The sequence below is a fragment of the Ruegeria sp. CE9 genome (genome assembly GCF_056537425.1).
This window is the reverse complement of sequence record NZ_JBQFRO010000013.1, coordinates 18,741-31,278: the sequence shown is the minus strand read 5'-3', so window position 1 is coordinate 31,278 and position 12,538 is coordinate 18,741. Positions and strand designations below refer to the sequence as shown.

Annotated in this window: 11 protein-coding genes; 1 reads left to right on the top strand and 10 read right to left on the bottom strand. The window is 56.0% G+C overall.

Annotation, left to right across the window (positions count from 1 at the left end):
- Positions 1-22: 22 nt before the first annotated feature.
- The 9 genes from ACR0B3_RS20035 to ACR0B3_RS19995 form a co-directional block, all read right to left on the bottom strand.
- Entirely contained in the window at positions 23-1,063 is a 1,041-nt protein-coding gene (locus ACR0B3_RS20035) for a TRAP transporter substrate-binding protein (RefSeq protein ID WP_480810578.1), read from the bottom strand.
- 81 nt (positions 1,064-1,144) lie between these two features.
- Positions 1,145-2,053 carry a LysR family transcriptional regulator gene (locus tag ACR0B3_RS20030; protein ID WP_480810577.1) on the bottom strand — a complete coding sequence of 303 codons (909 nt, stop codon included), beginning with the start codon at positions 2,051-2,053 and terminating at the stop codon, positions 1,145-1,147.
- On the bottom strand, positions 2,050-2,856 hold the full coding sequence (locus tag ACR0B3_RS20025) for a putative hydro-lyase (protein WP_480810576.1): 807 nt from the start codon (positions 2,854-2,856) through the stop codon (positions 2,050-2,052). The genes ACR0B3_RS20030 and ACR0B3_RS20025 overlap by 4 nt, the downstream gene beginning before the upstream one ends.
- 627 nt (positions 2,857-3,483) lie before the next feature.
- On the bottom strand, positions 3,484-4,422 hold the full coding sequence (locus ACR0B3_RS20020; RefSeq protein WP_480810575.1) for a hypothetical protein: 939 nt from the start codon (positions 4,420-4,422) through the stop codon (positions 3,484-3,486).
- A gap of 6 nt (positions 4,423-4,428) precedes the next feature.
- Positions 4,429-5,742, bottom strand: a complete 1,314-nt coding sequence (locus ACR0B3_RS20015; protein WP_480810574.1) for a TRAP transporter large permease — start codon at positions 5,740-5,742, stop codon at positions 4,429-4,431.
- Between the two features lie 4 nt (positions 5,743-5,746).
- Complete coding sequence (locus ACR0B3_RS20010) at positions 5,747-6,280, bottom strand: TRAP transporter small permease (protein ID WP_480810573.1); 534 nt, start codon at positions 6,278-6,280, stop codon at positions 5,747-5,749.
- Between the two features lie 68 nt (positions 6,281-6,348).
- Positions 6,349-7,323 (bottom strand): TRAP transporter substrate-binding protein, encoded by a 975-nt coding sequence (locus ACR0B3_RS20005; RefSeq protein ID WP_480810572.1) that lies wholly within the window; start codon positions 7,321-7,323, stop codon positions 6,349-6,351.
- A gap of 50 nt (positions 7,324-7,373) precedes the next feature.
- Positions 7,374-8,624 carry an NAD(P)/FAD-dependent oxidoreductase gene (locus ACR0B3_RS20000; RefSeq protein WP_480810571.1) on the bottom strand — a complete coding sequence of 417 codons (1,251 nt, stop codon included), beginning with the start codon at positions 8,622-8,624 and terminating at the stop codon, positions 7,374-7,376.
- Positions 8,621-9,754, bottom strand: a complete 1,134-nt coding sequence (locus ACR0B3_RS19995; protein WP_480810570.1) for an enolase C-terminal domain-like protein — start codon at positions 9,752-9,754, stop codon at positions 8,621-8,623. Before ACR0B3_RS19995 ends, ACR0B3_RS20000 begins: the two co-directional genes overlap by 4 nt.
- A 97-nt stretch (positions 9,755-9,851) precedes the next feature.
- Here ACR0B3_RS19995 and ACR0B3_RS19990 point away from each other — a divergent pair, with 97 nt between their 5' ends.
- The gene (locus ACR0B3_RS19990) at positions 9,852-10,772 is read left to right on the top strand and encodes a LysR family transcriptional regulator (RefSeq protein ID WP_480810569.1); all 921 of its coding nucleotides are present in this window, start codon (positions 9,852-9,854) and stop codon (positions 10,770-10,772) included.
- Here ACR0B3_RS19990 and ACR0B3_RS19985 read toward each other — a convergent pair.
- A complete protein-coding gene (locus tag ACR0B3_RS19985; RefSeq protein WP_480810568.1) occupies positions 10,733-12,427 on the bottom strand; it encodes a thiamine pyrophosphate-binding protein in 1,695 nt (564 codons plus the stop codon). The genes ACR0B3_RS19990 and ACR0B3_RS19985 overlap by 40 nt on opposite strands.
- Positions 12,428-12,538: the final 111 nt, after the last annotated feature.

The following is a 12,538-nucleotide window of genomic DNA, read 5'->3' as shown; positions in this document are numbered from 1 at the left end:
ACCTGCTTTCCGTGCCTTAAGGTTATTCAATGGCCACACCGGTTGCAGAACCGACCGTATCATTCCACGTTTTGACGCAGTCCTCACCGCATTGTTCACCCCAATTGGCCAGAACCACCTCACGCAGGATCTTGTCACGCAGGGCGATATCGTCTTCTGAAACCGGGACGCGTGTCATTGAGCCTGGGTTTTCTCGCGTACATGCAGCCTCGCCGGCGTTACAGGCAAAACCTTCAGCTGTTTCCAAACCGGCGCCTTCCCAAACCGAGTCCTGGAAGGTCGCGAATTGATCGGACAGGAAATCGCGGACCTTGCCGTCCAGACCATCCCAAACCTCGCCATTGGCAACCAGCACCACCGGTGACCATGCTATCGGTAGCTCGTAGATATGCGTGGCCACTTCGTTCCAGCGCGCATTGAAGCCCGACATTGAGCCGGTGATCGCACAGTCGATTACACCGGTCTGCAGCCCCTGAACAACTTCACCAAAACTCATCGAAACCGGAGTCGCACCAAGCGCTTCGACAAAGTCGCCGATGGCCGATCCGGATGCGCGGATCTTGCGATCGGTCAGGTCCGAAAGCCCGCTCATCTCATCGCGGCAATAGACGACCTGAGCGGAGTAGGGATACACACCCAACAGCTCTACATTGTACCTATCGCGGTATTCCTTGGCCATGACCGGTTGCCATGCATCGGAGATGGCGCGCGCCGTTTCGATATCAGGCGCAAGTCCCGGTAGATCGTTGCCGCCATTCAGGGCATTGTCGCCGATCAGATAGCCCATGGGGGTTTCGGCAAATTGCAGGGTCCCTTGCTCAACCAATCGGATGATCTCAGACCCGTCCATACCCAATTCGTTGAACGGGCGAATTTCAGCAGTGATTGCACCGCCGGACACTTCTGGCAGGGTGGAAGTGAAAAATGGCTGGGTAAAATCAGTGTACATCGACACCATGCCCCATGACCCCACGACATTCAGCTTGGTTTCCTGCAGGTCTTCTGCAATTGCGGGCAATACGGCAATGGCCAGTGCACAGGTGGACAGAATTGGCAACTTCATCAGAGTCTCTCCCCTTTCGACATCCAATTTGAGACTACTACAAGCGCGCAATCGCAACCAATTGTCGTTTTATATTAATATCTATCGATTTTTTCGATTATCCCTCTCCCACTGCCGGGCGGTATCTGCTGCCATTTGCGCAGCTTCACGGGCCAGTTCGTTCCCGGGTTCCGTGCGATAAGAGGCTGTGAAAGAGATAGGGTTCAGCTGAATGGGAATTGCCAGCTCGACCAGAGATCCGTCTGCAATGAACGGTTCGGCATAAACGCCCGGCACAGTGCAGATCGCAAGCCCTTTGCGGGTTATTTCAACGCTGGCGCCCATGGCGTTTGATGAAAACAGCCGGGGCGCGTGGACGTCTGCTTTTCGCAACGCGTCAGTTAATTCGATATAAGGTCGTGAATTGGTGGCATAGCTCAGAATAGGGTTCTCAGTCAGGTCGTCTAAAGTAATCTCTGACGCAGTTGCCAAAGGATGATCCGCAGCCGCCACCCAGATCATCGGAAAGTCGATCAGCGGAATATTTGCGACCCGTGCATTCGAAACCGGCCCCATCAGCAGCGCCAAATCCAGCCCACGGTCGATCAACTGATCCCTTTGGTATGTCGTGTTGTTTACAATTATCTCTAAACTGGAGGCCGAGTATTTCCTGGAAAACGACGCAAAGAACGACGGCACAATCGTTGAAACCAGCGTTTCCGAAACACCTAACCGAAGGGTACCTTCACGCTTTGGGTCCTTACCGACTGCCATCGACATTCGGTCCATACTGGCCACAATTTCCACGGCGTGTTCAAGCAGCGTGCGACCTTTGGGTGTCAAGGAAACCGAATGCGGTGCGCGCGTGAACAACGAGGCGCCCAGTTCTTGCTCCAGCGATGCAATCCGCGCAGAAACGGTGGATTGCGTGGTGTTCAACTGCCGGGCCACCTTGCCGAAATGGCGCAGATGCGCCAGCGCGATGAAAGTTTCCAGCGTGATCCGTTTCATGTCGCCGGATTCAACACTTGGTCCCAAGTCGCCGGAACATCGCAGATCAACATCTTTCCGGGATCGTGAGTAATGGCAAATGGCGGTTTTGCCCGGCGAAGCGCTGCTTGCGGCGTCACTCCACACGCCCAGAACATCGGCACTCCGTCACCAACCGGCGGATCGCCATAATCAGGATGCTTAATCGATACAATTCCGATCTCCGAAGGCTCGCCCACATGAACCGGTTGGCCATGGCACTGCGGAAACCGCCCGGAAATCCTGATAACGTCTTCGACCCGATCAGCAGGAATGAGGCGCATGGATACGACCATGGAGCCTCCAAACAGACCGGCCGGACGCAGCGGAATATTCGAGTCATACATCGGCACGTTTCTGGAGGCAGTCACATGGTGCAGTTCGATCCCCGCCTCCATCACGGCGGTTTCAAAGCCAAATGAGCATCCCAGCACAAATGCAACGAGATCTTCTCGCCATATCGTAGTTACATCGGTTGGTGTATCGACAATCGCACCTTCCTGCCAAACCCTATATCCTGGCAGGTCCGAGCGCAGATCAATTGTTGCGCCAAGGGTGGGCACTGAGAATTGCCCCGGTTCTGTAACCGCCAACAGAGGGCATGGCTGCGGATTGGAAAGGCAGAAATTGCGGAAAGCACCGGCATATTCTAGTGGAAGCACAACCAGATTTGCTTGCATCCGACCGGCGGCCAACCCAGCAGTCGGACCCGTGATCTGACCAGCCCGGATCTGAGCGCGGAGCCGCTCGGTTTCGTGAAGCAGAGAAAGCTCGGAAACACCCATCGCAACAACCTGTTATTGCAGTCTCTGCCAGAGTAGCGATCGCCGGCACATGGCGAAAGCTCAGGTGGCTGAAAAATTTTCAGTGTTTTCGGCAGAAGCGCTTTCTTCAGCGAGCGCGAGTTCTAGCTTTGCTTCGCAGGATGACTGCACGAATAGATCTCCAAATGATTTCATTGTACAACCATTTGCACCACAAACTGCAGGTCTCGAGAACGCCCAGCGCGCCGTGCCTTGAAACGGCACTGATCGACGCAGCGAACGCTTACCAATAGTCGCATGACGCCCGGATCAGAGACAAGCGAAAGCCAGAAAGGCTTTGCGCCAACAAATTGAACCTCCCAAGCGGGGCTAATCACGCGATGTCGAATACGAACTTGAAAGGAACGCGAGAATTTAAACACTTGTGGCCAAAAAAACGAAAAACAGAATTTGCCTCCGTCCGAGCCATCGCGGATGTCATTCATACTCCCGCACTCATCACAGAACACAGCCGCTGGGGTTGGAACTTAATCGGTTCTCCTGCTCTACCTAAACTGCCTTTGGAGTATTTTGCGAAAGAACACTTAATCTCTGATTGTTGAATGAATGATCTGATAAAATTGCTTAGTGGTTCGACAGCTTGGAATGTCAGTTCGAATTTGTAAAAGCTATCTGTCGATACAGTCGGCGCATGATCAAAGGCGTAAGATACATCGGGATTTGATAGGCACCAATGAATACCATAATGGGCGCAGTCACTTCGGGCGGTAGTGCGACGAAGAAGATTGCGATGTTGCGGTTTCCGGCGATCAAAGAAACCGCTGTCGCCTTTGCCGGGGCCAGCCTTTTTCGCGTCAATCGGAACGAGACAAACTGGGCACCGAAATTGATCACACATGCGAATACGATCCAGAACAGCGCCACTCTGGGATGAACCAGCGCTGTCGCACTCAGTGATGGCATCAAACCGACCACAAACACCGCGAGCGTGATAGTCGCCGCGCCTTCAAGGTTCTGTAAAGTGGCGTCTGACGGTGCGCGAAGAACCGTCCTACGCAATGCCACTGCGGCTAGAATTGCAACCACAATTGTAAGAAACAAACGCAGGGTGGTCATCAGGACGGCCTGCATATCGCCCAGTTCAGGTATCATCCAAAAGATTGGCAAGGCGGTAACGGGTAAAGCAGCGGTTCCAACCACAACCAGACGCATTGCGTGTTCGGCCGGATACCCCATCATCAGGCACATGTTGGGGCTACCGGAAATCGACGGGGCCGCGGTCATAATCAGCAACGATAGAATAACCGGGACGCCGGTCCACCCGCCCGCAAAAGCAACCGATGCGATCAACAAGGGCATGATGAGTTGAAGAACAACAATCGTTCCACCAACCTGTCGAAGATCAGCGAACGATCCTACAATGGCACCAGGCTTCATGCGAAGCAGCGTCAGAAACAACAAGATCATGACTAAGGGCGGTAGGAATGGCCGCATCGGCTTGGCCAACCCCGGCAGCAATAACCCCGCGACCAATCCCGTCACCAATACATAGGGGCCGTGACGTGCCGCGAGGCGGAGTGGGTTCAAAGCGCTCTACCCACCCGGGCCCTGACGCAGGTTTTCAGGCAGCCATGTCGCCAGTTCGGGGAACCAGATCAGAACAAACACCATTAGCACCATAATCAGGAACATCGGTATCGCAGCGCGCGCGATATAGCTCATCTCATGATTGGTCATGCCCTGCATCACGAACAGGTTGAATCCGATGGGCGGCGTAATCTGCGCCATCTCGACGACGACCACGATGAATATTCCAAACCAGATCAGATCAATTCCGGCGTCACGGATCATTGGCTCAACAACGGCCATGGTCAGCACGACCGAGGAAATCCCATCAAGGAAGCAACCCAGAATGACATAGAAAACAAGCAGAACCATCAGCAGTTCGAACCGTGTCAGTTCCCACCCGGCGATCAAATCCGCAAGTCCACGCGGCAGGCCGGTGAAACCCATCGAAAGCGACAGGAACGCAGCACCTGCAAGGATCAGCGCGATCATGGCGCTCGTGCGGGTCGCACCCATCAGGCTTTCAGTGAACGTCTTCCAGTTCAGAGATCCCTGCCCTGCCGCCAGCAGCAGCCCGCCAATCACACCGAAAGCCGCCGCCTCGGTCGCCGTGGCATAGCCCAGATACATGGACCCGATCACAACCACGATCAGCAGGATAACGGGCAAGAGAAAACGAGAGTTTTTGATCTTCTCGGAGAAGGTCAGTTTGCCCTCATCATTTGGGTTCCAGTCTTTACCGATCTTGGAATAGATCGCGACATACCCCATGAACATCGCTGCCAGTACGAGACCGGGCAGTATGCCTGCAAAGAACAGCTTGGTAATCGATTCATTGATCGTCACCCCATAGACGATCAATGTCAGCGAGGGTGGGATCATTAGACCCAGCGTGGCCGCACCCGTCAACGTACCGATGATCATTCGCTCAGGGTAGTTGCGTTTGCGCAGTTCCGGGATCGACATCTTACCAACGGTCGTCAAAGTGGCCGCCGATGAGCCAGAAACCGCAGCGAAGACCGTACACCCGACAATATTCGTGTGTACCAAACCTCCGGGTAAAGGCGCCATCCATGGGGACAGGCCTTTGAACATGTCCTCGGATAATCGCGTGCGGTAGAGGATTTCGCCCATCCAGATGAACATCGGCAAGGCGGTCAACGTCCAGGATGACGACGCCGACCAGATGGTCGTGATCATCACATCGCCCACAGGGCGCGTTGTAAACAGCTCCATCCCGACCCAGGCAACGCCCATCAGGGCCAGCCCGACCCAGACCCCGGTGCCTAGCAGTGTGAAGAGGACAAAGAGAAAGAGGATAATGACGGATATATTTTCCATGCTCTTACTCTCCGTGGCTCTGATCGGCCAGATCACGGGTGATGCGGTGATCACCCTTGAACAGGACGTGGAACAGGTGATCGGTCAGCGCGATGGCCAGAATGACGGCTCCGATCAGCATGGTTGATTGAGGTATCCAAAGGGCGGTTTTGTCCTGCCCCTGGCTTATGTCGTTGAACTTCCAACTCCAGAACACAAATCGATAGGCGTACCAGCAGAAATACCACATGACGGCAGAACCGATGGCAAAGCACCAGATTTCGAGAATTCGGCGAAAGCCATCGGGAACCGCGTTCAAAAGGATGGAAACCCGAATATGGCTGCCCCGGTTTAGGGCGTTGGCGAAGGCCAGAAACGACGCAGCAGCCATCGCGTATCCTGCATAATCCGGCGCGCCGGGAAAAACTTCGCCGGTCCAACGGGCCAGCATTTGGACCACAATGAGCACCAGAATGGCAATCAGGCTGAGCGCCGCCAGAACCCCTGCTGCCAGATAGATGAAATCCAGTACGGACCTGAGCCCTCGCATTGCCGCCATGCTGTCCCCGCTGTGTTTTGTAGATTGGAAGCGGGCGGCAGGTTAGACCGCCGCCCGCATTGGAATGGTTACTGAGAGTTGAACGCGTCGACGATGGCTTTGCCTTCGTCACCAGCGGCCTCAAGCCATTCGTTGGTCATGGTGACGCCGATCTCTTTCAGCTCATTCGTCATCTGCTCGGACGCGGGACCAACGGTCATACCGCCATCGCGCAGACCCTGAAGCGTAAAGCCGGTATATTCCTTGGCGCGCCAGTTACCGGCATACTCGGCCAGTTCCGCACAACCTTTGATGACATTCTTATTGGCGTCCGAAACACCGGCCCAGACATCCGAGTTCACCATCACGTAGTTGCGCGGCAACCAGGCATCCACTTCATAGAAGTAGTTCAGGCTTTCCCAGACCTTCCGGTCATAGCCGGTCGACCCAGACGACACCATGGAATCCGCCACCCCGGTGGCAAAGGCCTGACTGATCTCAGCCGCCTCGATGGTGACGGGCAGCATCCCAGTCAGTTCGGCCAGGCGTGAGGTGGCATTGTTGTAGGACCGGAACTTGATCCCTTCCATATCCGCAACCGAGTTCACTTCGTTCTTGAAATAAAGCCCTTGCGGAGGCCACGGCACGGCATAAAGCAGGGTCAGGTTCTGTTCAGCCAACAGCTTTTCAATCGAAGGTTTGGCGGCGTCCCAAAGCTTAGCACTGTCATCAAATGACGTGGCCAGGAACGGGATCGAGTCAAACCCGAACAGTGCGTTTTCGTTCTGGTGACCAGACAGCAGACGCTCACCAATTGGGGCTTGTCCGGTCTGAATCGCGCGCTTGATGTCGGCGCCTTTGAACAGCGAACCCGATGGATGCGTGACGATCTCAATCTCACCACCGGTTCCTGTGGTGACACATTTGGCAAACTCCGCGCCAGTGGCCGAATGGAAATTCGATGCCGAATAGGCCATCGGCATATCCCATTTCTCCGCCATTACTGGCGCTGCTGCGGCTGCGGTCAGAGCGGTTGCTGTCAGAAGGCTTGTCAATTTTTTCATCATGTTTCTCCCTATGATGTTGAGACGCCGGCGTTTTCCGCCAGTCATTTCTATGTTGCGAAACGCGAGGGTGCGTAGACGCTCATGTCTGTGTTCGGGGTTCTGCCGGCAATCATCTGGGCCAAAAGTCGCCCCGTTTTTGGCCCGCCTGTCAGACCAATATGATGGTGCCCAAATCCCATATACGCACCACTTATCCCTGGGGCTTCACCAATGATCGGGATCGAGTCTGTTGGTGCAGGGCGGTGCCCCATCCATTCCACTTCCTCCTTCCATGTCAAACCCGGGAAAGCCATCCGGGCGTTCTTGCGCATCAATTCGAACGGCGCGCGCGACGGCGGCGCGTCAAGCCCGCCAAATTCCACGATACCCGCCAGACGGATGCGGCCATCCATCGGCGTGGCGACAAACTTGCCCGAGACCACCATGACCGGACTGCGCGGCATGGCAGAAGGCTCCACCAATTCAAGATGATAGCCGCGTTCGGTTTCAAGGGGAACAGTAATGCCCAAACGCTTGGCCAAAGGCCCAGACCACACGCCCGCGGTTACAATTGCCGTATCACATGTGATGGTTTCGCCAGCAGCCCGTATACCGGTAACGCGACCGTTTTCCTGAACCACATCATCGACCGCCACGCGCAGGATTGTGCCCCCGTGAGCCTCAACATGGGCCGCCAGATCTTTGACATAACAGCCCGGGTCGGTGATATGGCCGTGATCCGAAAGCTTCGCTGCAAAACCGATATCTTCGCTATAGACCGGGTCATAGGCGTGAAAGCTCGAACCTTCCAATTCGTCCCAAGTAAAGCCGTTCCTGCGCCGAATATCCCAACCAAAAGCATCGTCTTCGAAGTGCGCGCGGTCTTTGTAGAGGAACAGGTAGTCAGATGGCACGATCCACTTTTCAGCGCCTGTACCCTCGGCCAGTGCTTTGTGGTCATTCAGGCTGTCGCCAACAATAGGTGTCAGGGCCGACGCGATGCGTTCCACATCTGAGGCATTTGCGTGACTCAGATAGCGGGTCATCCATGGGACCAGCTTTGGAAGATACCCCCATTTCAAAAACAACGGCTGAGACGGGCTGAGCAGCATTTTTGGCGCTTTCCTGAGCAGCCCCGGAACAGTCACCGGAACGATCGAGCAAGATGCCAGAACACCTCCATTGCCGTGCGAGGTGCCCTCTCCCGGTCCCGCCTTGTCGATCAGAATGACTTTGTGACCGTCCCGCTGCAGCCAGATTGCCGTTGAAACACCGACGATTCCGGCGCCGATGATTGCTATAGTCTTCTGCTCGCTCACGCCGCCACCGCCTTGGCCGCTGCATAATGGTTCAGCTTGGCTATTTCGGGCCTGTTGCCTAACCCGGGCCCGTCAGGGACGACAACCTGACCGTCACTGACCTGGAACGGGGGTTCCAAAATATCTTCTTTCAGGAAATAAGACGCCTGATAGAACTCACAGCCCAGCGTGATCTCAGGGGTCGCAGCGATCATATGCGTACCTGCCAGATGCGCCAATCCGGCTTCAAACATATCGCCGCCATAGGCCGTCAGACCATGCGCTGCGGCAATGCGGGCAACGGTTTGTCCGCGCGTTAGCCCCCCCGATTTCATTATTTTTACAGATACCCCGTCACAGATACCCTCACGCGCGGCCCGCTCCATGTCTTCCGGGCCAAAGACACTTTCATCAGCTAGAAGCGGCACGTCGATCATTTGTCGCAACTTGCCCATCATGCCGAAATGATGGGCGCGGACGGGTTGTTCGATGAAATCCGGAGCGAATTGCGCGACATCGCGCACCTGCGCCGGAGCGTCCTCGATGCTGAGGCCCTGATTGTAGTCTACGCGGACTGACATTTCCGGATGGTTCTGGGCAAGATATTCCAAACGCTTGATGTCGAAGTCGTGATCCTTGAACCCGGTCTTCAGCTTTACGAGCCGCACGCCATCCACCTGCAAGCGCGCCAGCAAATCAATGTCCTGAGTAAAATCAGGGTTCGCAATCGAGCAGCTGAGAGGAATGGTATCCCGACACTTGCCACCGAGAAGAGACCAAACCGGAACCCCACTGATCCTGCCTGCAAGATCCAGCAGAGCGGTCTCCAATGCGGCCTTCGCCTCGGTGCAATGAGCCACGGCATAAGCGGCCTGCGCCATGATCGCTGAACGATCGCCCACCCTGGCGCCAACAACGAGAGGCCGCAAATAGCGGTCAAGGGCAGCAAAAGTGGCCTCGGGCGTGCCTGTGAAAACAGACCAGGGAGAGGCTTCGCCAAATCCTTCACTGCCGTCCTCGGAGCGCAGCCGCAGGACAACCACTTCGCACGATCCTTCAACAGACCCGATGCCATGATCACGGCGGGACGTTACGGGCAATTCAAGGTGCCATAGATCAAAGCCAATGATTTTCTGTGTCAGATCGCCCATTGCGCCCCCTGCCAATGGCAAAAGCCTGCCTTGACCGGGTTATCATTTCAAATACTATGTTCTCGGGAGGTCATCAGAAAAAATGATAGTATAAACGATGTCTCTGCGCTTTCGTCAGCTTCAGGCTTTTCACGCCATCATGGAAACCGGCACCGTAACAGGCGCGGCATCGGTGCTTGGAGTATCGCAACCGGGGATTAGCAACCTTCTTGCGCAGCTGGAACGCGAAGCGCGTTTGCCGTTATTTGAACGCAACAAAGGTCGGTTGCTGCCAACCCCAGAGGCTGAGCTTTTATATCGCGAGGTTGATACAGTCGTGCGCGGGCTGGATCATGTGGCGCAGGCTGTCACGGATCTGCAGAACAAGCATCCGGGCCAACTACAGGTCGCCGCTCCGCATCTGCTATCTTTCGGCTTCATGCCGCGTGAGATTGCGCGTTTTGCAAAACGCCGCCCGAACCTCTCGGTCAGTTTTCAATCGCAGTATTCATCCAAGATTCAAGAGTGGGTGATTTCTGGCCTGTTTGAGATCGGCATCGTGGAAATGCCGATCCTACACGACACACTGAACTATGAGGTCTTTCAATTCGAAACGCTCGCAACCTTTCCGGAAAACAGCCCGCTGGCAGAATATGAGGTGCTTACGCCCGAAATCCTCGAAAACGAACCGTTCATCGTGATGGGCCCCGAACACCAGACGCACAGGCGCACACGGGACATCTTCCAGACTGCGGGGCGCACATGGCGGACCCAGATTCACACCCATCTGTCAGAAAACCTGCTGAGCTTCGTCAAGCAGGGCATGGGGGTCGCGATGATCGACCCCTTCACCGTGACCTTCGACGGAGAAAGCGGGTATCAAACCCGCCCGTTCCGACCGGCAGTCATGCTGGACCTCGCAATCATCACCGCCAAGGGGCGCCCCCTGTCCGCGATTGCGCAAGATTTTCTGGCCCAGTTGGCCCCCTCAATCGCATCCTACGCAACCCATTCCGAAACCGGAGCCGCAGCCTCGTGAAGCTGTTGTGAATGGATGTCGACCAGCGTCGGGCCATCATGCTCAATCGCCTGCTTCAGCACCTTCGGCAGGTCCTCGGGGTCTTTGACGGTCCATGATTTCACACCAAAGGCGCTTGCGACGGCCGCGTGGTCGGTGCGGTTGAAATCGACATTGTAATACCGCTGACCAAACCCTGCATCCTGACCGGCCTTGATCCAGCCAAAGACCGAATTCGAGAACACAATCGATGTGATCGGCATGTTGTGCCGAACCATGGTTTCAAACTCACCGCAGGTAAATCCAAACGAGCCGTCGCCCATAACAGACAGCGTCTTGACCGAAGGAAGCCCCACATGCGCACCCATAGCTGCACCCAAAGAATAGCCCAGCGCCCCATGCGCCCGGTTGGTGATGAAATGCCGCCCCGGTTTCTGCCAGCGGTAATGCGCGCTGAAATAGGGGCACGGCGTGCCTGGATCAGCGACAACAATTGCGTCATCATCCAAGATATCCATAAGCGCGGCCATAACGGCTTCGGGTCGGATTGGCGTTTCTCGGCTTGCGGCAAGTGGCTTGAATGCAGCCATTTTGGCCGCCCATGCTGCGCTGGCTTTGGCCGCACCACCCAATTGCGGAAGGTCCTGCCGCGCTGCAAGCGCATCTGCAAGTGCTTCCAGCGCCAGACGGGCGTCGGCACATATTGCAACTTCCGTCTGATAGTTGGCTCCAATCACCATTGGATCGCTGTCGATGTGAATAATCGTGGCATTGCGCGCGGGGCTTCTCCAACGCTCGGTCGTGACCGAACCCGCGCGGCACCCGATGAACAGAACAACATCTGCTGCATCCACCACTGCACGGGTTGCAGGTATACCGCCATTTGATCCTACGACCCCTAGGGCCAGTGGGTCGGTCTCGGCAATGGACCCCTGCCCCGACACCGTAGTGGCGACTGGCATATCTAACAGGTTTGCAACCCGGCGCAGCGCCTCGCTGGCTCCTGACAGGACCGGGCCTCCGCCGCAAACAGCAACTGCGGATTTCGATTTAGACAATATCTCTGCCGCCGCCTCGATCGCGTCGAGATCGGGGCCTGCGCGTTCCGCCGGGTAGCTGCGGTGCCGCGCATCCGCCCAAATCTCGGCCTCGTCCACCTGCGCTTTCTGCGTGTCAAATGGCAGGGCCAGATGTGTTGCCCCGGGCGTTCCAGTCGTCATCGCGCGGAACGCCGCGCGCACCATGGCGGGCAATCGCGTCGCATCGTCCAGTGACGCATTCCACTTGGCCAAAGGCTTGAACAGCGCGGGTTGGTCCAGTTCGGTCAGCGGGTATTTCCCCCGGCTGGTTGTTGCCACATCTGAGGTGATCGCCAAGATAGGGACCGAGCTTTCGTTGGCTTCGACCACACCGGGCAGAATATAAGTCGCACCGCCCCCAGACGGGCCTTCGCAGACACCCGGCTTGCCGGTGACCCGGGCGTAGCCATCTGCCATGTAGGCTGCATGACGCTCATCCCGGGTCAGAATATGCTGAATGCCGTGATCCATGCGCGACAGAGCGTCATAGAATGGCAGAGTTGTGTCTCCGCAAAGGCCAAACATGTGCTTCACGCCATGCGCCTCAAGCATACGCACCATGGCCTCAGCTCCGGTCAGGTAATTCGTTCCCGTCATGGTCTGCGATTCCTTTGCTTATAATTGCACACAGAGCTGTATACAGTTTTGTATATTGATTTCAAGCCTAGCCTGTGGCACCTGTGAATCAACGAACCAAAGGCGGCACCA

What these genes read in the sequence shown, in the direction of transcription:
- ACR0B3_RS20005 (WP_480810572.1), bottom strand. Translation starts at nt 7,323, where the DNA reads ATGAAAAAATTGACAAGCCTTCTGACAGCAACCGCTCTGACCGCAGCC.
- ACR0B3_RS20035 (WP_480810578.1), bottom strand. Translation starts at nt 1,063, where the DNA reads ATGAAGTTGCCAATTCTGTCCACCTGTGCACTGGCCATTGCCGTATTG.
- ACR0B3_RS19995 (WP_480810570.1), bottom strand. Translation starts at nt 9,754, where the DNA reads ATGGGCGATCTGACACAGAAAATCATTGGCTTTGATCTATGGCACCTT.
- ACR0B3_RS20015 (WP_480810574.1), bottom strand. Translation starts at nt 5,742, where the DNA reads ATGGAAAATATATCCGTCATTATCCTCTTTCTCTTTGTCCTCTTCACA.
- ACR0B3_RS20010 (WP_480810573.1), bottom strand. Translation starts at nt 6,280, where the DNA reads ATGGCGGCAATGCGAGGGCTCAGGTCCGTACTGGATTTCATCTATCTG.
- ACR0B3_RS20025 (WP_480810576.1), bottom strand. Translation starts at nt 2,856, where the DNA reads ATGGGTGTTTCCGAGCTTTCTCTGCTTCACGAAACCGAGCGGCTCCGC.
- ACR0B3_RS20030 (WP_480810577.1), bottom strand. Translation starts at nt 2,053, where the DNA reads ATGAAACGGATCACGCTGGAAACTTTCATCGCGCTGGCGCATCTGCGC.
- ACR0B3_RS19990 (WP_480810569.1), top strand. Translation starts at nt 9,852, where the DNA reads ATGTCTCTGCGCTTTCGTCAGCTTCAGGCTTTTCACGCCATCATGGAA.
- ACR0B3_RS19985 (WP_480810568.1), bottom strand. Translation starts at nt 12,427, where the DNA reads ATGACGGGAACGAATTACCTGACCGGAGCTGAGGCCATGGTGCGTATG.